Genomic DNA, 18,738 nt, shown 5'->3' with positions numbered 1-18,738 from the left:
GGCCCCACCCGGCGTACGGGTGGGGCCGCCCTGCCTGGAGCCGTCGTCGGTCAGGGATACGACACCACCGTCGACGGCACCGTCGACGTCCCCGACGTCGGGCTGCCCGTGTCGTTGATGACGCGTTCGTACTGGCCGTTGCCGCCCAGCGAGACGACGAGCAGGTTGTGGAAGCGGACGTTCGGGCGGGTCGGGGCGGCGAAGCCGTGGTGCTGGACGATCGTCGGGTCGACGTTGTAGTAGCAGTAACTGCCCAGGCCCCAGCCCTCGTGCGAGGTCACGGCGTCGCCGACGCGGTAGGCGGCGTAGCCCTTGATCGAGCCGTTCTGGATGGCGGCCTGGTTCGGGGCGTCGTACGCCTTCTCGTTCTGGAAGAAGATCGTGCGGCCCCGCTGGCCGAACCACTGCACGTCGTACTTGTTGAAGTGCTCGACGAACAGGCCGGTCGCCAGGACGTCGTCGCCGTTGACGACGACGCCGTAGTCGGCGCGGTTGGTCTCCCAGCCGACGCCCTCGCCGTGGTCGGCCCGCCACACCCAGGTGTGGTCGACGATGGTGTGCCGGTTGTTGATCACCATGCTGGTGGTGGCCTTGCCGGCGCCCGCGCCGCCGATGCGGATGAACACGTCCTGGACGGTGGTCGGATTCGCGGAGTGGTCGCGGGAGGCGCCGGACGGCCCGATCTCCAGCAGGGTGGGGGAGTTGACCGGCCCGGCGTCCACCAGGAAGCCGGCCAGCCGCACCCCGTCGACGTCGGCGACCTTCACCGCGGTGACGCCGCCGTCCGGGATGAGGGTCGCGTAACCGAGGCCGAGGACGACCGTGTTCGCCCGGTTGATCCGCAGGGGCTCGTCGAGGTGGTAGATGCCGGGCGTGAGCAGCAGGTGCAGCCCCTGTGTCAGCGCCTGGTTGAGAGTGGCGGCCGAGACGCCGGGGCGGGCGACGTAGAACTGCGTGAGCGGCAGGGAGGTGCCGCGCGGGGTGCCGTTGCCCCAGGTCACGCCGCGCGCGTCGGTCCGCTTCTCGGGCAGGAACACCCGGTACTCGCTGCCCTGGAGGTACAGGAACGGCTTCTCGCGGGAGACCGGCGTGGTGGTCAGGGTGGTGTACGGCGGATTGGGGAAGCTCTGCGCGGGGGCGCCCTCGACACCCGAGAACACCATGTTCCAGACGCCGTTGAGCCAGCTGCCGATCGCGCTGTCGCGGGTGTACCACTGCTGTTGCGAGTACGGTCCGACCTGCCCGTCGATGCGGCTGTCGGCGATGTAGCCGCCGCTGGCCCAGCCGTAGCCGGTGGGGGAGAGGTTCAGACCGCCGCGGACGTGCATCCGGCGGAACGGGGCCGCCTGCGCGACCGCCCAGCGGTTGGTGCCGTTGACCGGGACCAGGGCCAGGTTCTCCGCCGAACGCCAGAAGTTCTGCGTGGCGTTGCCGCCGAACCAGCCGGCGTCGACGGTGACGTCCCCGTTGATGGTGGTGTCGTCGGGGGACAGGCCGAGGCCCGCGATGGAGGTGTAGAAGCCGAGCTGGGCGTTGAGCCCCTGGTAGGTGCCCGGCTTGAACAGCAGCGCGTAGCGGCCGGTGCCGAACTGCGCGGACTCCTGCTGGCGGAACACCTCGTCGAGACGGGCCTGGATGCCGGGGGTCGACGGGTCGAAGACCAGGACGTTGGGGCCGAGGTCGCCACCGCCGGGCAGCGCGCGCGGCCTCTTGCGAGGGGCCGGGGCGGCGGAGGCGTGGGCCGAGGCACCCAGCACCACGGGGGCCGCGGCGGCCGCCGCGGCGGCGCCCAGCAGGGTGCGGCGGCCGACCGGGGACGGGCGCGACGAGGACGGGGAGGAATCAGGCATGGGGCGGCTCTCCTTGTTCAGGAAGTGAACGTGGTGGGGTCCGGGAGCGCTCTCTCGCCGCTGAATGGTTCAACTGCGAAACGAGAGAGTCAAGAGGTTCGACCAGACTCCGGCAACTGCGCCCAAAGCCTTGACGCCGCCCGGTCCAGAGGCTTAACTCACGCTCTAAATTAAGCAGCAGTACCCCCGGAAGGGACACCGGAGCCATGCGCACAACGCGAGCCGCGGCCGTAGCTGCCGTCACCATGTCTCTCGCCCTGGCCGCCACGGCCTGCGGAGGCGGTTCGTCGACGGACGGCGGGGGGTCGAACGACTCCCCGAAGACCCTCACCTACTGGGCCTCCAACCAGGGCGCCAGCATCGAGGTCGACAAGAAGGTCCTCCAGCCCGAACTCGACAAGTTCGAGAAGCAGACCGGCATCGAGGTGAAGCTGGAGGTCGTGCCCTGGTCCGACCTGCTCAACCGCATCCTCACCGCCACCACCTCCGGCCAGGGCCCGGATGTGCTGAACATCGGCAACACCTGGAGCGCCTCCCTCCAGGCGACGGGCGCCCTGCTGCCCTGGACCGCCGGGAACTTCGACAAGATCGGCGGTAAGGACCGCTTCGTCGACTCCGCGCTCGGCTCCACCGGCGCAGAGGGCAAGGACCCGGCCGCCGTCCCGCTGTACTCGATGGCGTACGCGCTCTACTACAACAAGAAGGCGTTCGCCGACGCCGGCATCTCCGAGCCGCCGGCCACCTGGGACGAACTCGTCGCGGACGGCAAGAAGCTCACCGGCGGCGGCAAGTGGGCGCTCGGCGTCGAGGGCTCCAACCCCTCCGAGAACATCCATCACGCCGTCGTCTTCGCCAAGCAGCACGGCGCCGACTTCTTCACCGCCGACGGCAAGGCCGACTTCACCTCCGACAAGGCCGTCGCCGGCGTCAAGCAGTTCGTCGACCTGATGGGCAAGGACAAGATCATCGCGCCCGGCAACGCCGAGTACGCGCAGAACCAGTCCGTCAGCGACTTCGCCAAGGGCAAGACGGCCATGCTGCTGTGGCAGTCCGCGTCCGCCAACCTCAAGTCCCAGGGCATGAGCGAGGACGCCTACGGCATCGCCCCGGTGCCCGTGCAGTCCGGCACTCCCGGCACCGGCACGGGCGTCAACTCGATGGTCATGGGCATCAACATGGCCGTCTTCAAGAACACCGACAACATCGACGGCGCCACCGAGTTCGTGAAGTTCATGACGAGCGACGCCGAGCAGAAGATCCTCAACCAGGCCTACAGCTCCATACCGCCGGTCAAGGGCGCCCAGGCCGACGCCGCCTTCAACACCCCGGCGAACGCGGTCCTCAAGGACACCCTCGCCAAGAGCGCCGTCGCCGCCCCGCAGGTCGCCGACGAGTCCCAGTTCGAGACCGCCGTCGGCACGGCCATCAAGGGGCTGTTCGCCGACGCCGCCGCCGGACGCAAGGTCACGGAGGACTCGGTCAAGGCCGCCCTCGAGAAGGCCCAGCAGCAGATGCCGGCGAAGTGAGCACGATGACGACCACGGTCCCCACCGAGGCCGCGGTGCGTCCGAGCTCCCCCGGGACGGCGAGCGGACCCCGCCGCCGTCCCGGGCGGATCCGCCGCATCGGCCTGCCCTACCTGCTCCTCCTGCCCGCCCTGCTCCTCGAACTCCTCGTCCATCTCGTGCCGATGGTCATCGGCATGGTGATGAGCTTCAAGGAACTCACCCAGTTCTACATCCGCGACTGGACCACCGCGCCCTGGAGCGGCCTCGACAACTACACGGTCTCCGTGGACTTCGACGCCCCCGTGGGCGAGGCGCTGCTCCACTCGTTCCTGGTCACCGTCGCCTTCACCCTGCTCTCCGTCGGCCTGTGCTGGTGCATCGGCACCGCCGCCGCCCTCTACATGCAGGACACCTTCCGCGGCCGGGGCCTGCTGCGCGCCCTGTTCCTGGTGCCGTACGCGCTGCCCGTCTACACCGCCGTCATCACCTGGGTCTTCATGTTCCAGCACGACAACGGCCTGGTGAACCACGTCCTGCACGACCAGCTCGGCATCACCGACAAGCCCACGTTCTGGCTCATCGGCGACAATAGCTTCTTCGCCCTGCTGACGGTGTCCGTGTGGAAGGGCTGGCCGTTCGCCTTCCTCATCGTCATGGCCGGCCTGCAGAACATCCCGAGGGAGCTCTACGAGGCCGCATCCCTCGACGGCGCCGGCATGTGGCAGCAGATCCGCCGGATCACCCTGCCGTCCCTGCGGCCCGTCAACCAGGTCCTCGTCCTCGTCCTGTTCCTGTGGACGTTCAACGACTTCAACACGCCCTACGTCCTGTTCGGCAAGACCGCGCCCGAGGCCGCCGACCTCATCTCCGTGCACATCTACCAGGCGTCCTTCGTCACCTGGAACTTCGGCACCGGTTCGGCGATGTCCGTGCTCCTGCTGCTGTTCCTGCTCGTGGTGACCGGCGTCTACCTCGTGATCACCTCGCGCGGACGGAGGACCGCCGATGTCTGAGTCCGCCCGGCCCCTCAAGTCCCCTTCCGTGGCCGCCCGTTCGCCGATGGCACCGCCCCGGTCCTTCCTGTGGTCCCGGCGGATCTTCCTCACCCTGCTCACCGGCTTCGTCCTGGTCCCCGTCTACGTCATGGTCTCCAGCTCGCTCAAGCCGCTGGCCGACGTGTCGGGCACGTTCCGCTGGCTGCCCAGCGGTCTGACGATCCGCCCCTACATCGACATCTGGTCGACGGTGCCCCTCGCGACGTACTTCGTGAACTCGCTCGTCGTGGCGGGCGCGGCCACGGTCTGCTCGGTGGTGATCGCGGTCTTCTCCGCGTACGCCGTCAGCCGCTACGACTTCCGCGGCAAGCGGGTCTTCACGGTCACCGTCCTGTCCACGCAGATGTTCCCGGGCATCCTCTTCCTGCTCCCGCTGTTCCTCATCTACGTCAACATCGGCAACGCCACCGGCATCGCCCTGTTCGGCAGCCGCGGCGGCCTGATCCTGACGTACCTCACCTTCTCCCTGCCGTTCTCCATCTGGATGCTCATCGGCTACTTCGACTCGGTGCCGCGCGACCTGGACGAGGCGGCGCTGGTCGACGGCTGCGGACCGCTCGGCGCACTGTTCCGGGTCGTCGTCCCGGCCGCCGTCCCCGGCATCGTCGCCGTCGCCGTCTACGCCTTCATGACCGCCTGGGGCGAGGTGCTGTTCGCGTCCGTCATGACCAACGACACCACCCGCACCCTCGCCGTCGGCCTCCAGGGCTACTCCACGCTCAACGACGTGTACTGGAACCAGATCATGGCCGCCTCGCTGGTCGTGAGCGTCCCCGTGGTCGCCGGCTTCCTCCTCCTCCAGCGCTACCTGGTCGCCGGACTGACCGCAGGCGCCGTCAAGTGACCGAGCACCCCCGCCCCGAAAGGAACTCCGTGCCCGACCGTATCGACCTCGCCGCACTCCCGAACGACTTCCTGTGGGGCACCGCCACAGCGGCGTACCAGATCGAGGGAGCCGTGGCGGAGGACGGCCGCTCCCCGTCGATCTGGGACACGTTCTCGCACACCCCCGGAAAGATCGACAACGGCGACACCGGCGACGTCGCCTGCGACCACTACCACCGCTGGCGCGAGGACATCGCCCTCATGCGCACGCTCGGCACCAACGCCTACCGCCTGTCCGTCGCCTGGCCGCGCGTCCTGCCGGGCGGCGACGGCCCCGTGAACCCCAAGGGCCTCGCCTTCTACGACGAGTTGGTCGACGCCCTGCTGGAGGCGGGCATCACGCCGTCCGTCACCCTCTACCACTGGGACCTTCCGCAGGCCCTCCAGGACCGGGGCGGCTGGCCCGAGCGGGAGACGGCCGAGCACTTCGCCGAGTACGCCTCGGTGGTCGCGACCCGGCTCGGCGACCGCGTCCGCCACTTCGCCACCCTCAACGAGCCGTCCTGCTCGGCCTGGATCGGGCACCTCGAAGGCACCATGGCCCCCGGCCTGACCGACCTCACGGCCGCCGTCCGCGCCTCCTACCACCTCCTCCTCGGCCACGGCCTCGCCACCCAGGCGATCCGCGCCGCCGCACCCGGCGCCGAGGTCGGCATCGTCAACAACCTCTCCACCGTGTACGCGGCCGGCGACCGCCCCGAGGACGAGGCCGCCGCCCGCCGCCAGGACGGCCACGTCAACCGCTGGTGGCTCGACCCGATCCACGGCCGGGGCTTCCCGGCCGACATGGTCGAGACGTACGGCGTCGAACTCCCCGAGCGGACCGGTGACCTGGAGACGATCGCGGCCCCGCTGGACTGGCTCGGCCTGAACTACTACTTCCCGGCCCACGTCGTCGACGACCCCGACGGCCCCGCCCCGTACGCCCGCGCGGTCCGCCGCCCCGGCGTGCCGCGCACCGGCATGGACTGGGAGATCGACGCGAGCGGCATCGAGACCCTGCTGCTGCGCCTCACCGAGGAGTACGGGGCGCGCAAGATCTACATCACCGAGAACGGCTCCGCCTTCCCGGACGTCGTCCGCCCCGACGGCACGGTCGACGACCCCGAACGGCAGGACTACCTGGTCCGGCATCTCGCGGCCTGCGCGTCGGCCGCCCGCAAGGGCGCCCCGCTCGCCGGGTACTTCGCGTGGTCGCTCCTCGACAACTTCGAGTGGGCGTACGGCTACGCGAAGCGGTTCGGCCTGGTCCACGTGGACTACGAGACACAGGTACGGACGATCAAGGGCACGGGGCATCTGTACGCGGACATCGTGCGGGCGCACGGGGGGAGGGCGCGGCGGGCGGCGTGAGTCCGGGCTGCCCGTGGCCGGAGCACGAGGCGGGTCGGCCTTCCGTGTCCGCGGCCGCTCACTTCCCCGCGGAGCGGAAACGGTGCACGTGCCGCAGGCCGAGGAGTTCTGCGACGGCGTCCAGCCGGCGGGCGGTCTCCTCGTCGCCGTCGATCCCGCCGGCGGTGGTGGCCGCCACCCCCGGCCAGGAGCGCACCACGGTCACCGCCTCATCGCCCGGTACGGGTTCGGGCAGCTCGGCTGCGTACCGGGCACCCCCGCTGCGGACGCCACAGCCCGCGGTCGCACGCCGAGCCGGTCCAGCAGGACGGCGGCGCCCACCGCGCCGTCGCCCAAGAGGGCGGCGCGGTGCGGTCCGGCGAGGGAGAGGCCGTGGCGCGGCACCGACGGGATGTCCTGCCGCGCCGGTTCGGTGAGACCGCGATGGACGTCCGGGGGCAGTGCTCTACAGCCCGCTCGAACACTTCCCCGGCTTCACGTTCGGCGCCGGACTCGCCACGGTCGTCGGCCTGATGCTGTACGTCGCCTCCGCCGACCCCGGCGCGCTGGTGATGGGCAGCCTCAGCACAAACCTGCCCACCCCGACGACACCCGCTCGAACCCGCCCGACCGCCGTCCGGACGCGCCGGGTGCGCACCCGTCGGCGGAGTGAGGGACCGGGCTGGACCTCAGCTCGTCACCAGTTCCGGCCGCGTCCTGCGCTCGGCCGCCGCCGGCGCCACCCGCGTCGCCCGGTGCGTGCGCCCCAGCCACAGCACGTCCCGGCCGAACGACCACAGCAGGGCGCCCAGCGCCGTGGCCGTGACCGCGAACGTGGCGGCGTGGGGGAACAGGCCGGACGCGGCCACCAGGAGGAAGACGCCCTGCACCGCGGCGACCGTCTTGCGGGCCGTGCTCGGCGGCAGGGGGGCGTTCAGCCAGGGCCAGACCCGGGCGGCGGCGACGAAGCCGTAGCGCATGGCGCCGATCAGCAGCACCCACGGACCCAGCGACATCGAGACGTACACGCTGAGCACCAGGATCAGGAACGCGTCCACCTCCATGTCGAAGCGGGCGCCCAGCGCCGTCGACGTGCCGGTGCGGCGGGCCACCTTGCCGTCCACGCCGTCGAGGATCAGGGCGACCGCGGTCAGGCCCACGAACAACGTGACCGGCGGCGAGTCCTGGAAGGAGTCCGCGACCAGTGCCGTCACCCCGCCGACCAGGGTGGCCCGGCCGAGCGTGACCCGGTTCGCCGGGCCGAACGAGCGGAGCCCGGACCGGTGCAGGGCCAGGGAGAGCAGCGCCCAGGAGGCGACGGCGAACGCGAGGCCGGTCAGCCAGCCCGCGGGCCCCATGCCGATCGCCGATCCCAGCAGGGCCAGCAACAGGATCTGAACGCCCGCTCCCACCGCGGTCTCCTGCTGGACCAGCCTTGCTTCGTACGTGTTGTTCAGGGCCACCGCACATTCCTCCGGCCAGATGACAGAGTCGATCAAGGCCGCGTACTGTGCGCGGCCTGTGCACACCTCGGTACGTGGACAGGTCGCCGATCGTTCAGGAGGTTCCCGATGAACCGCACCGCACGTGCGTTCTGGCTCAGCGCTCCGGGGAAGGGCGAGATCCGGGAGGTCGCCCTGCCCGAGCCCGGCGAGGGGGACGTGCTGGTGCGGTCGCTGTACTCGGGGGTCAGCCGGGGCACGGAGACCCTCGTGTTCCGCGGCGGCGTCCCGGAGAGCCAGCACGCGGCCATGCGGGCGCCGTTCCAGGAGGGGAACTTCCCCGCCCCGGTGAAGTACGGCTACCTTAGCGTCGGGGTGGTCGAACAGGGGCCGGACGCGCTGGCCGGCCGTACGGTCTTCTGCCTGTACCCGCATCAGACGCGCTACGTCGTCCCGGCGAGCGCGGTGACCGTCGTACCGGACACCGTGCCCGCCGCGCGGGCCGTCCTCGCCGGCACCGTCGAGACCGCCGTCAACGCCCTGTGGGACGCGGCGCCCCTGGTCGGGGACCGGATCGCCGTGGTCGGCGGCGGCATGGTGGGCTGCTCCGTGGCCGCGCTGCTGGCCCGCTTCCCCGGCGTGCGGCTCCAGTTGGTCGACGCCGACCCGTCCCGCGCCGAGGTGGCCGGGTCCCTCGGCGTCGCCTTCGCGTCCCCCGAGGACGCCCTCGGCGACTGCGACCTCGTGGTGCACGCCAGCGCCAGCGAACAGGGACTCGCCCGCTCCCTCGAACTGCTCCGCCCCGAGGGCACCGTCCTCGAACTCAGCTGGTACGGCGACCGGCAGGTGGCCGTCCCGCTCGGCGAGGCGTTCCACTCGCGGCGCCTCGTCATCCGCAGCAGCCAGGTCGGGACCGTCTCACCGGCCCGCGCCGGCCGCAGTTACGCCGACCGCCTCGCGCTCGCCCTCGACCTGCTCGCCGATCCCGCGCTGGACGCCCTCGTCACCGGGGAGAGCCCTTTCGAGGAGCTGCCCGAGGTGCTGCCGAAGCTGGCATCCGGGCGGATCCCGGCGCTCTGTCACCGCGTCAGATACCCGGACGCGCCCTGACGCGCGGATTCGCCCCGCGGGACGCAAGAGCGCCTGACCTGAGAAAAGAGTGAGGACGCGCTGAACACGGGGAAGCGAAGAGCCGTACTACACGGCATCCCCGGCGGCGATCGGCCGGGGACTAGGCGCACCGCACCTGGAGGGTCGTCCGTTGTTCAGCATCACCGTCCGCGATCACATCATGATCGCCCACAGCTTCCACGGCGAGGTCTTCGGGCCCGCGCAGCGTCTGCACGGGGCGACGTTCCTCGTGGACGCCACGTTCCGGCGTGAGCAGCTGGACGACGACAACATCGTCGTCGACATCGGACTGGCCACCCAGGAGCTCGGCGCCGTCGTCGCCGAGCTGAACTACCGCAACCTCGACAACGAACCCGACTTCGCCGGGATCAACACCTCCACCGAGTTCCTGGCCAAGGTCATCGCCGACCGGCTCGCCGAGCGCGTCGAGAAGGGCGCCTTGGGCGAGGGCGCGCGGGGACTCGCCGGGATCACCGTCACGCTGCACGAGTCGCACGTCGCGTGGGCGAGTTACGAGCGTGCCCTGTGACCGACGTGACCCTGGAGAAGCAGCCGCCGCCGGAGAAGGTCAAGCTCGCCTACGTGCCGGCGCAGCACTCCGTCCTGAAGAACGCGGAGATCATCCCGATGTCCCTGCGCTCCGTGCACTTCGTCATGCCGGGCGGCGTCGACGACCCGGCGGCCCCCAGCGGCGGCAACGCCTACGACCGGCGGGTCAGCCTGGACCTGCCCGGCTTCGGCTGGCAGGTCCACAAGCACGCGGTGGCCGGCGCGTGGCCCCGCCCCGACGTGGCGGCCCGCGCCGAACTCGCCCGCACCCTGAGTGAGTTCCCGGACGGGACGGTCGTCCTGCTGGACGGCCTGGTCGCCTGCGGGGTGCCCGAGATCGTCGTCCCGGAGGCCGAGCGGCTGCGGCTCGCCGTCCTCGTCCATCTGCCGCTCGGTGACGAGACCGGGCTGGAGCCGTCCGCCGCGGCCGACCTGGACGCCCGGGAGCGCACGGTGCTGCGCGCCGTCGACGCGGTCGTCGCCACCAGCGACTGGGCGGTCCGCCGCCTCGTCTCCCACCACGGCCTCGCCCCCGAACGCGTCCATGTCGCCGCCCCCGGCGCCGATATCGCCCCCCTCGCGTCCGGCACGGACGGCGTGTCCCGGCTGCTGTGCGTGGCCGCCGTGACCCCGCGCAAGGGCCAGCACCGGCTGATCGAGGCACTGGCGACGGTGACCGACCTGCCGTGGAGCTGTGTCTGCGTCGGCGGCCTGAACCACGACCCCGACTACGTCGCCGGACTGCGCTCCCTGATCACCCGGCACGGCCTCACCGACCGTCTGGTCCTGGCGGGCCCGCAGTCCGGCGCGGAACTCGACGCCAGCTACAACTCCGCCGACCTGATGGTCCTCACCTCCTACGCCGAGACGTACGGGATGGCCGTCACCGAGGCGCTCGCACGCGGCATCCCGGTGCTGGCCACCGACGTCGGCGGGGTGCCGGAGGCCGTCGGCCGCGCACCCGACGGCGGTGTCCCCGGCATCCTCGTGCCGCCGGAGAACCCCGCCGCGATCGCCGCCGAACTGCGCGGCTGGTTCGGCGAGGCGGACGTACGACGCCGGCTGAAGGCGGCGGCCCGGGGACGCCGGGCCGCTCTGAACGGCTGGGCCGGCACGGCCCGCAGCCTGGCCGCGGTACTGGGCCGACTGCCTGACGAACCGCGGAGGGCGGCATGAGCAAGGCGGCGACGACACAGGGCGGGAGCGCGATCCCGGCCCAGCCGGGACCCCGGGACGCGGCCGGCCCGGCACGCCGGCGACCGGACGGCGGACCCGGCCAGGCGGAGGGTGACATGAGCGACGCGTCCGTACCCGAGGCGCACGGCGCCGACTCCGACGTCGTGATCCTCGGCGCGGGCCCCACCGGCCGGCCCGGCGAACGGGCCACCGTACGGCTGCGGGAGGCCGCCCCGGACGACCCGCCCCGCTACGCCCCCGAGTGGCTGGAGCTGCGCGAGGGCGCGGACGCCGCCGCCCGGGCGCACGACCTGCTCGACCCGCTGCGGATCCGGCTCGCCAACCTGCCGGGCCGACCCGGCGGACTGGTCATCCACGACCTGGGCTGCGGCACCGGCTCCATGGGCCGCTGGCTCGCCCCCCACCTGGACGGCGCCCAGCACTGGGTCCTGCACGACCGCGACCCCTATCTACTGCACTTCGCAGCCGTCGCGTCCCCGCGCTCCTCCGCCGACGGCAGCCGCGTCACGGTCGAGACGCGCCGCGGCGACATCGGCCGGCTCACCCCCGACGCGCTGCGCGGCGCCTCCCTGGTGACGGCGTCCGCGCTGCTCGACGTCCTCACCCCCGACGAGATCAACACCCTGGCCGCCGCCTGCGCGGGTGCGGGCTGCCCGGCGCTGCTGACCCTGTCGGTCGCCGGCCGGGTCGAACTCACCCCGTCCGACCCGCTGGACGAGGAGATCACCGAGGCGTTCAACGCGCACCAGCGGCGCACCGGGCTGCTCGGCCCGGACGCCGCCACGGTGGCCGCCGAGATCTTCTCCGAGCACGGCGCGACCGTCCAGCTGCACCCGAGCCCCTGGCGGCTCGGACCAGACGAGGCCGCGCTGGCCGCACAGTGGCTGCGCGGCTGGGTCGGGGCGGCGGTCGAGCAGCGCCCCGACCTGCGCGGACGCGCCGACCGCTATCTGCGCGAACGCCTCGACGCCTGCGCGGCGGGCGAGCTGCGGGTCGTCGTCCACCACACCGACCTGCTGGCCCTGAGCCGGCCGACGGGCGGAGCGTCATGACCGTGGAGACGGTGGCGAGGACGCACACCGGGCGCGGGGGCCTCACCTCGCGCGCCCGGCGGGCGGACCGCACGGGGGAGACCGCGGACGCCCGGGCCGGGGCGGCCACCGCGGGCGCACCCGTCTCCCGCACCAAGGCCCTCCTGGGCGACCCGAAGGTCCGCACCCACCTGGGCACGGTCGCCGGAGTCGTCATCCTCGGCGCGCTGTTCTGGCGGCTCGGCACCGGCGTGTTCCTCGACGGGCTGCGGCGGATCGACGGCCCCGCGCTGCTCGCCGCGCTCGGCATCGGGTTCGTCACCACGGTGTTCAGCGCCTGGCGCTGGCAGTTGGTGGCCCGCGGCCTGCGCATCCGGCTGCCGATCGGAGCGGCCGTCGCCGACTACTACCGGGCGCTGTTCCTCAACGCGGCGCTCCCCGGCGGCGTCCTCGGCGACGTCCACCGGGCCGTACGGCACGGGCAGAGCGCCGGTGACCTCGGGCGCGGCGTCCGCGCGGTCGTGCTGGAGCGCACGGCCGGACAGGTCGCCCTGACCGCCGTCGGCGCGGCCGTCCTGCTGACGATGCCGTCACCGGTGCTCGACCAGGCCCGTGACCTCACCCCCCTCCTGCTGTTCGCCGCTGCCGGCACGTTCGCCGTCGTGGCCGCCGTCCGGATGAACCGGGCGCCCTCCCGCCGGGCCGGGGCGCGGCCCACGGCCCTGCGCACGGTTCTCGCGCAGGCCCGCGAGAGCCTGCTGTCGCGCCGCAACGGGCCCGGCGTCGCCGTCTCCTCGCTGGTCGTCCTCGCCGGTCACGTCGCGATGTTCGTGCTCGCCGCGGGGATCGCCGGCTCCACGGCCTCCGTCGCCGCCCTGCTGCCGCTCGCCGTCCTGGCGCTGCTCGCCATGGGACTGCCCCTGAACGTCGGCGGGTTCGGCCCCCGGGAGGGCGTCACCGCCTGGGCGTTCGCCGCCGCGGGGCTGGGCGCCGACACCGGGCTCGCCGTCGCCGTCGTGTACGGCGTCCTCAGCTTCGTAGCCGCCCTGCCGGGCGCCCTCGTCCTCGTCGCCCGCTGGTACACGGGTCTACGGGCCCGCACCGGATCCGCCGGCACCGTGGCGGATCCGGAGACCAGCGGCTATTTTCATCCGTCCGTCGTGTCCGCGACGGAGTCGCCCGCGGAGGTCAGCAGTGACATATACGCGCCGAAGGAATCCGCGAGGCTCTCCAGCAGCCGCTTCCCCTTTTCCGCGGAACCCAGCGACGGACGGCCGATGACCCCCGAATCGGTATAGGCGGACATTCCGAGGGTGAGCAGATGACGCCGGTCGTCCGCGACGAAATCGGAAGTCTCGTAACCGGGTCGGATCACTTCGGGATGAGCGTGCAGAAGGATGGAGGTCTCGATTTCCCCCGCGTGCATGTCGGTGAGCAGCGAGGTCTCCACCCCCGCCCGCTCCAACGCGGTCTCCCAGTCCTCCGGAGCCGGGAACAGTGCCATCCGCTCGCCGCGCGCGGAGGACTCCTGAACGACGTTGCCCAGTACGTAGTTGCCGCCGTGCCCGTTGACCAGCACCAGGGCGTCGACGCCCGAACGGCGGAGCGAATCCGCTATGTCCCGTATCACCGCATGAAGGGTCACCGAAGAGATGCTGACGGTCCCCGGCCAGGCCGCGTGCTCGTGCGAGCACGAGATCGTCACCGGCGGCAGCAGGTGTACGGGATGCACGGCGGCCACCTCGCGCGCGATCGCGCAGGCCACAAGGGTGTCGGTGGCCAGCGGCAGGAACGCGCCGTGCTGCTCGAAGCTCCCGACGGGAAGGACCGCGACCTGTCGTGAGACGTCCGCTCCCCGCGCCCGTACGTCCTCGGTGGTGTCCGCCGGCACCAGCGAGTGTGCCGCCGGCCGCGTCTGCGCACCACTCATCTTTTACCGGCCTTTCGTCTCTGCATAGGAACTGAAGAATCATGACAGACAAGATTGGCGTGCTCGGCAAGAAGTCCGGCCAGCGGACGCAGCGTTCCGGAGTCGAACGCGTGGTGAACGCCCCCCTGCCGACCGTGTACGGGCAATTCCGGGCGATCGGCTACATGGACCACGACCGCGGCGACGAACAGGTGGCCCTCGTCCACGGCGAACCGGGCACCGACGGCGTCCTGACCCGGCTGCACTCCGAGTGCCTGACCGGCGACGCGTTCGGCTCCCAGCACTGCGAGTGCGGCGACCAGCTGGCCTCCGCCCTGCGCGCCGTCGTCGCCGAGGGCAGCGGGATCGTCGTCTACCTGCGGGGCCACGAGGGCCGAGGCATCGGTCTGCTGGCCAAGCTGCGCGCCATGGCCCTGCAGGCGGAGGGCCTGGACACCGTCGAGGCCAACCTGGCGCTCGGGCTGCCCGTCGACGCCCGTGACTACGGTGCCGCCGCCGGCATCCTGCGCGACCTGAACGTCCGCAGCGTCCGGCTGATGTCGAACAACCCGCGCAAGCGCGAGGCGCTGGTGGAGCACGGCATCGAGGTGACCGAGCAGGTCCCGCTGCTGATCCAGCCCTGCGAGAGCAACATCACCTACCTGCGCACCAAGCGAGAGCGCATGGACCACCACCTGCCCCACCTGGACGCCGTCGGACAGCTGACCTGACCGCGGGGCCGGCCCGCCCGGACAGGAAGAGGGCACGCCCCGCGACCTCTTCCTGACGGGCCCGGCCGGCGGCCAGGTCACAGGTGCCCCGCGGCCCGTCCGCGTACCCTTCGGGGACGTCAGCCCGTCCAGCGCCGGCCGGTCGCCGGCCGGCGCCCCGCGACCGGAGGCCCATCGCCTATGACCGAGCTGCATCTGTGGTTGCGCCACGAGGTCCGCACCACCGAGCGACGCACCCCGATCGTGCCGTCCGACGCGCGGCGCCTCGTCGACAGCGGGGTGACGGTGACCGTGGAGGAGTCCCCGCAGCGGATCCACCCCCTCCAGGAGTACGAGGCGGCCGGCTGCCGGGTCGCGCCGGCGGGCTCCTGGGTGAGCGCGCCTCCGGCGGCCGTGGTGACCGGGCTGAAGGAACTGCCGGACGAGCCCGCGGAGCTGACACACCGGCACGTGTACTTCGGGCACGCCTACAAGGGACAGCCCGGCGCCGGGGACCTGCTGCGCCGTTTCGCGGCCGGCGGCGGCGCGCTGTTCGACCTGGAGTACCTGGTGGACGACTCCGGCCGGCGCCTGGCCGCGTTCGGGTTCTGGGCCGGCTACCTCGGGGCGGCCCTCGCCGTGCTCCAGCACCGGGGCCGGCTCGCCGCGCCCCTGACGCCGACGTCGAAGGACGAACTGGACGCCGGACTCCGACCCGTCGCCGGGGACGAGGAGTTCACCGCGCTCGTGATCGGTGCCCTCGGCCGCAGCGGACGCGGCGCGCGGCTCGCCTTCCTCAGCGCCGGTGTCGAGGCGACCCCGTGGGACCTCGCCGAGACCCGTGACCTGGACCGCCGGGCCCTGCTGGCGCACGACGTCCTGGTGAACGCGGTCCTCGCCACCACCCCCGTCCCGCCCTTTCTGCGGGAGCAGGACCTCGACGCCCCGGACCGGCGGCTGCGCACCGTCTGCGACGTCACCGTCGACGTGGGCTCACCGCTGAACGTGCTGCCGGTCTACGACCGCGTCACCGAATGGACCGACCCGGTGCGCCGGCTGCGTGCGCGGCCCCCGCTCGACCTCATCGCCATCGACAACCTCCCCTCCCTGCTGCCCCGCGAGTCCAGCGCCGACTTCTCCTCCGCCCTGACACCCCTGCTGCCGGCCTTCGGCACGGACGGGGCGTGGGGCCGCTGCCTCGACCGGTTCCACCGGGCCCAGCGTGAACTGGGCATCAAAAGCGGGGGAGTCGAAGGATGACTGACGGACCGGCACGGGTCCCCGCGAGCGGCACCGTCCACTGGGTGGGTGCCGGACTGTCCACCGGCAGCGGACCGGCCCGGCTGTGCGGCACCGCCTCCCGGGTACGGCTGTGGCACCGGACGGAGGAGCGCGCCGCCGACGCCCTGGACCGCCTCGGGCTCACCGGACGCGCCGCGCCCCGCGGGTACACCCCCGACGCCCTGGCCGCCGAGCTCGCGCCCGGCGACGTCGTCGTCTCGATGCTGCCCGCCGCGGAACACGCCGTGCTGCTGGCGGCCTGCGTCCGCGAGCGCGCCCACTTCGCCTGCTCCAGCTATGTGTCCGACGCCGTCCTGGAGCAGGTCCCCGCGGCCGCCCGGGCCGGGCTGACCGTCCTCACCGAGGCCGGGCTCGACCCCGGCGTCGACCACCTCTTCGCGCACAGCCTCGTCGGCCGGGCCCGGGCGGCCCTCGGGGACGACCTGGCCGCGTCGTACACCCTCACCTCGTACTGCGGAGGCGTCCCCGCCGTCCCGAACGACTTCCGGTACCGCTTCAGCTGGGCACCCGCCGGGGTGCTCAACGCCCTGCGTACGCCCGCCCGGTACGTCGAGGACGGTGCCGAACGGGTCGCCGAACGGCCCTGGGAGGCGACCCGCCGGCTGGAGGTCGGCGGGGAGACGTTCGAGGCGTATCCCAACCGCGACAGCGTGCCCTTCATCGAGCAGTACGGGCTGCCCCCGGCGTGGCGGCCGGCGGCCTTCGTGCGCGGCACCCTGCGTCTGGACGGCTGGCGGGACGCCTGGGCCGGCGTGTTCGAGGAGCTGACGACGGGGGACGACGCCCGGATCGCCGCCCTGGCGGGGGAGCTGGCACGGGCCCATCCGACCACCGACGCCGACCGGGACCGGGTCGTCCTCGCCGTCGACCTCGACGTTCGCGGCGAGGACGGCCGGTCCTGGACCGGGAGCTGTCTGCTGGATCTGGTCGGGGACGCGGAGGAGAGCGCGATGGCCCGCTGCGTCTCCCGTCCGCTCGCCCTGGGCGTGCGCCACATCCTGGACGGCTCCCTTCCGGCGGGCCTGCACCGGTCCGCGGGAACGGCGGCCCGCTCTGAGGAGTGGCTGCGTGAACTCGCCGCCGAGGGAGTGCCGTTCACGCGGTCCGCGGACGCCTGAGACCCCGTCAGTCCCCGGTGACGGCCTCGTGCACGAACCGCTTCAGGTCCTGGAACACCGTGTGCGACGTCCGGTGCCGCACCTGCGTCATGAACTGCACGGTGAGGTCGTTGCGCGGGTCCACCCAGAACGTGGTGGTGGCGACCCCGCTCCAGCCGAAGGCGCCCCGCACCGACGGGTCGCGCGTGCGGTCGGGGTCGATCACCACGGACACCCCGAGGCCGAAGCCGACGCCGTCGTTGCCGGGCTCGTCGTGTGCGGGCCGGCTGCCGAAGGAGCGCAGATCGGCGCCGCCGGGGAGGTGGTTGGACGTCATCAGGGCGATGGTCTCGGGCGTCAGCAGCCGGGTGCCGTCCAGCTCACCGCGGCGGCGCAGCAGTTCCATGAAGCGGTGCACGTCGTGCGCGGACGCCACCACACCACCGCTGCCGGACAGGAACCGGGGACGCCCGTGCAGCGGCAGACCGGCGATCGGCTCGATGCCGCCGGACTCGGTCTGGCCGTACAACTCGGCCAGCCGGCGCTCCTGTTCGCCGCTCACGCAGAACCCGGCGTCGGTCATGCCGAGCGGGCCGAAGACGCGCTCCGCGAGGAACGTGTCGAGCGGCTGCCCGGAGACCACCTCGATGATCCGGCCGAGGACGTTGGTGGCCACCGAGTAGTTCCACTGCGTGCCGGGCTCGAACTGGAGCGGCAGACTCGCGTACACGTCGACCGTGGTGGCCAGGTCCGAGCCCGGGAGCACCGCGGAGTGCAGGTCGGCGTCCCGGTAGAGGGCGTCGACGGGATGCTGGTGGTAGAAGGCGAAGGTGAGACCGGCGGTGTGGGTCATCAGATGCCGGATCGTCATCGGCCCGTCGGCGGGGCGGGTCACCGTGCCGGAGCCCGATCCACTGACGTACACGCGAGGTTCGGCGAACGCCGGGAGGTGGCGGCCGACCGGGTCGTCGAGGGAGAGCTTCCCCTCCTCCACGAGCATCAGGGCCGCGACCGAGGTCATCGGCTTCGTCATGGAGTAGACGCGCCACAGGGTGTCGGCCTCGACGGGCAGACCGGCGGCCACGTCCCGCATCCCGTGCGCGGTGAGGTGCGCGACGCGTCCGCCCCGGGCGACGGACACCAGGAAGCCGGGCAGCCGCCCCTCGTCGACCTGGTGGGCCAGGTGCTGGTCGAGGCGGTCCAGCGCCTTGACGTCCAGCCCGGCCTCGCCCGGGTCGATCTGTTGTGCCAGCAGTGCCATGCCGTTCCTCCACATCCGTACGACGAGGTGCGCTCCGGTGTCCTCACCGCGGCGGCCTCCGGTCTCATCGTCGCTCAGGAACCGGCGGCCGGTCCCCCGAACGGGGATGATCATTCCGTTTGCCGGCCCTGACCGGGGAGGGGAGGGGCACGCACCGGCCAGGACCAGGACGGCCGGCGCGGTCGTCGGCAGCCCGGACGGGTCACCGTCGCTCCCCCCGAGCGCGGTCGCGACCGCGACCCCCGGCACCGGGCCGACGTTCCCCGCGGACCGCTCACCGCGGCGACCCGCCGGCCGGGCGGGCGATCTCCCGGGCGCCCTCGCGGCCGCGAGGCCCCCACCGGCGCCGACCGGCCGCTCCCGCAGTCCCCTGTGCCGTCCACAGGCACTGTCCACCAGGCGTGCGTGGACAGTGTCCGCGTGTTCCGGCCGGCCGGGACCAGGACCTCGGTCCCAGGTCCGATGTCCGATGGTCCGTG

The 18,738-nt window shown here is 72.5% G+C and carries 16 protein-coding genes and 1 pseudogene; 12 read left to right on the top strand and 5 right to left on the bottom strand.

Features of this window, described 5'->3' with window-relative positions:
• Window positions 1–50: 50 nt before the first annotated feature.
• Complete coding sequence (locus ABZ899_RS06890; protein WP_361341795.1) at window positions 51–1,850, bottom strand: coagulation factor 5/8 type domain-containing protein; 1,800 nt, start codon at window positions 1,848–1,850, stop codon at window positions 51–53.
• A gap of 206 nt (window positions 1,851–2,056) precedes the next feature.
• On the opposite strand from ABZ899_RS06890, the gene ABZ899_RS06885 reads away from it, so the two are divergent.
• Genes ABZ899_RS06885 through ABZ899_RS06870 form a run of 4 tightly spaced genes read left to right on the top strand, consistent with a single transcriptional unit; the run spans window position 2,057 to window position 6,651 of the window.
• Complete coding sequence (locus ABZ899_RS06885; protein WP_361341793.1) at window positions 2,057–3,376, top strand: sugar ABC transporter substrate-binding protein; 1,320 nt, start codon at window positions 2,057–2,059, stop codon at window positions 3,374–3,376.
• 5 nt (window positions 3,377–3,381) lie between these two features.
• Window positions 3,382–4,371 carry a sugar ABC transporter permease gene (locus ABZ899_RS06880; protein ID WP_361341790.1) on the top strand — a complete coding sequence of 330 codons (990 nt, stop codon included), beginning with the start codon at window positions 3,382–3,384 and terminating at the stop codon, window positions 4,369–4,371.
• Window positions 4,372–4,417: 46 nt separating this feature from the next.
• Window positions 4,418–5,257 carry a carbohydrate ABC transporter permease gene (locus tag ABZ899_RS06875; protein ID WP_361342500.1) on the top strand — a complete coding sequence of 280 codons (840 nt, stop codon included), beginning with the start codon at window positions 4,418–4,420 and terminating at the stop codon, window positions 5,255–5,257.
• Window positions 5,258–5,286: 29 nt separating this feature from the next.
• Complete coding sequence (locus tag ABZ899_RS06870) at window positions 5,287–6,651, top strand: GH1 family beta-glucosidase (protein WP_361341787.1); 1,365 nt, start codon at window positions 5,287–5,289, stop codon at window positions 6,649–6,651.
• Window positions 6,652–6,709: 58 nt separating this feature from the next.
• Here ABZ899_RS06870 and ABZ899_RS06865 read toward each other — a convergent pair whose 3' ends face one another.
• Complete coding sequence (locus ABZ899_RS06865; RefSeq protein WP_361341784.1) at window positions 6,710–6,856, bottom strand: hypothetical protein; 147 nt, start codon at window positions 6,854–6,856, stop codon at window positions 6,710–6,712.
• Window positions 6,857–7,319: 463 nt separating this feature from the next.
• Window positions 7,320–8,093, bottom strand: a complete 774-nt coding sequence (locus ABZ899_RS06860) for a CDP-alcohol phosphatidyltransferase family protein (RefSeq protein ID WP_361342497.1) — start codon at window positions 8,091–8,093, stop codon at window positions 7,320–7,322.
• A gap of 108 nt (window positions 8,094–8,201) precedes the next feature.
• On the opposite strand from ABZ899_RS06860, the gene ABZ899_RS06855 reads away from it, so the two are divergent.
• The 5 genes and pseudogenes from ABZ899_RS06855 to ABZ899_RS06835 all read left to right on the top strand — a co-directional run.
• Window positions 8,202–9,182, top strand: a complete 981-nt coding sequence (locus tag ABZ899_RS06855) for a zinc-binding alcohol dehydrogenase (protein WP_361341782.1) — start codon at window positions 8,202–8,204, stop codon at window positions 9,180–9,182.
• 151 nt (window positions 9,183–9,333) lie between these two features.
• The gene (locus ABZ899_RS06850; RefSeq protein WP_055619267.1) at window positions 9,334–9,732 is read left to right on the top strand and encodes a 6-carboxytetrahydropterin synthase; all 399 of its coding nucleotides are present in this window, start codon (window positions 9,334–9,336) and stop codon (window positions 9,730–9,732) included.
• Window positions 9,729–10,928, top strand: coding sequence for a glycosyltransferase family 4 protein (locus tag ABZ899_RS06845; RefSeq protein ID WP_361341779.1), 1,200 nt, complete (start codon window positions 9,729–9,731; stop codon window positions 10,926–10,928). Before ABZ899_RS06850 ends, ABZ899_RS06845 begins: the two co-directional genes overlap by 4 nt.
• Complete coding sequence (locus ABZ899_RS06840) at window positions 10,925–12,001, top strand: class I SAM-dependent methyltransferase (protein ID WP_361341776.1); 1,077 nt, start codon at window positions 10,925–10,927, stop codon at window positions 11,999–12,001. The genes ABZ899_RS06845 and ABZ899_RS06840 overlap by 4 nt, the downstream gene beginning before the upstream one ends.
• Window positions 11,998–13,023, top strand: a pseudogene (locus ABZ899_RS06835) (lysylphosphatidylglycerol synthase transmembrane domain-containing protein); the annotation flags it as partial. The gene ABZ899_RS06840 and the pseudogene ABZ899_RS06835, both read left to right, overlap by 4 nt.
• A gap of 104 nt (window positions 13,024–13,127) precedes the next feature.
• Here ABZ899_RS06835 and ABZ899_RS06830 read toward each other — a convergent pair.
• Window positions 13,128–13,910: a creatininase family protein gene (locus ABZ899_RS06830; RefSeq protein ID WP_361341773.1), complete on the bottom strand. Its 783-nt coding sequence runs from the start codon at window positions 13,908–13,910 to the stop codon at window positions 13,128–13,130.
• Window positions 13,911–13,951: 41 nt separating this feature from the next.
• Here ABZ899_RS06830 and ribA point away from each other — a divergent pair, with 41 nt between their 5' ends.
• The 3 genes from ribA (at window position 13,952) to ABZ899_RS06815 (ending at window position 17,019) form a co-directional block, all read left to right on the top strand.
• Window positions 13,952–14,620, top strand: coding sequence for a GTP cyclohydrolase II (gene ribA, locus ABZ899_RS06825; protein WP_361341771.1), 669 nt, complete (start codon window positions 13,952–13,954; stop codon window positions 14,618–14,620).
• A 180-nt stretch (window positions 14,621–14,800) separates the two neighbouring features.
• The gene (locus tag ABZ899_RS06820; RefSeq protein WP_361341768.1) at window positions 14,801–15,859 is read left to right on the top strand and encodes a saccharopine dehydrogenase; all 1,059 of its coding nucleotides are present in this window, start codon (window positions 14,801–14,803) and stop codon (window positions 15,857–15,859) included.
• The gene (locus ABZ899_RS06815; protein ID WP_361341766.1) at window positions 15,856–17,019 is read left to right on the top strand and encodes a saccharopine dehydrogenase family protein; all 1,164 of its coding nucleotides are present in this window, start codon (window positions 15,856–15,858) and stop codon (window positions 17,017–17,019) included. The genes ABZ899_RS06820 and ABZ899_RS06815 overlap by 4 nt, the downstream gene beginning before the upstream one ends.
• 7 nt (window positions 17,020–17,026) lie before the next feature.
• On the opposite strand, the gene ABZ899_RS06810 is transcribed toward ABZ899_RS06815, so the two are convergent.
• A complete protein-coding gene (locus ABZ899_RS06810; protein WP_361341763.1) occupies window positions 17,027–18,259 on the bottom strand; it encodes a serine hydrolase domain-containing protein in 1,233 nt (410 codons plus the stop codon).
• Window positions 18,260–18,738 lie beyond the last annotated feature (479 nt).

The sequence above is a fragment of the Streptomyces sp. NPDC046859 genome (genome assembly GCF_040645135.1).
Classification (GTDB): Bacteria; Actinomycetota; Actinomycetes; order Streptomycetales; family Streptomycetaceae; genus Streptomyces.
This window is presented reverse-complemented; position numbering and strand designations above follow the sequence as displayed.

What these genes read in the sequence shown, in the direction of transcription:
- ribA (WP_361341771.1), top strand. Translation starts at nt 13,952, where the DNA reads ATGACAGACAAGATTGGCGTGCTCGGCAAGAAGTCCGGCCAGCGGACG.
- ABZ899_RS06885 (WP_361341793.1), top strand. Translation starts at nt 2,057, where the DNA reads ATGCGCACAACGCGAGCCGCGGCCGTAGCTGCCGTCACCATGTCTCTC.
- ABZ899_RS06830 (WP_361341773.1), bottom strand. Translation starts at nt 13,910, where the DNA reads ATGAGTGGTGCGCAGACGCGGCCGGCGGCACACTCGCTGGTGCCGGCG.
- ABZ899_RS06820 (WP_361341768.1), top strand. Translation starts at nt 14,801, where the DNA reads ATGACCGAGCTGCATCTGTGGTTGCGCCACGAGGTCCGCACCACCGAG.
- ABZ899_RS06875 (WP_361342500.1), top strand. Translation starts at nt 4,418, where the DNA reads ATGGCACCGCCCCGGTCCTTCCTGTGGTCCCGGCGGATCTTCCTCACC.
- ABZ899_RS06815 (WP_361341766.1), top strand. Translation starts at nt 15,856, where the DNA reads ATGACTGACGGACCGGCACGGGTCCCCGCGAGCGGCACCGTCCACTGG.
- ABZ899_RS06840 (WP_361341776.1), top strand. Translation starts at nt 10,925, where the DNA reads ATGAGCAAGGCGGCGACGACACAGGGCGGGAGCGCGATCCCGGCCCAG.
- ABZ899_RS06880 (WP_361341790.1), top strand. Translation starts at nt 3,382, where the DNA reads ATGACGACCACGGTCCCCACCGAGGCCGCGGTGCGTCCGAGCTCCCCC.
- ABZ899_RS06890 (WP_361341795.1), bottom strand. Translation starts at nt 1,850, where the DNA reads ATGCCTGATTCCTCCCCGTCCTCGTCGCGCCCGTCCCCGGTCGGCCGC.
- ABZ899_RS06855 (WP_361341782.1), top strand. Translation starts at nt 8,202, where the DNA reads ATGAACCGCACCGCACGTGCGTTCTGGCTCAGCGCTCCGGGGAAGGGC.
- ABZ899_RS06810 (WP_361341763.1), bottom strand. Translation starts at nt 18,259, where the DNA reads ATGGCACTGCTGGCACAACAGATCGACCCGGGCGAGGCCGGGCTGGAC.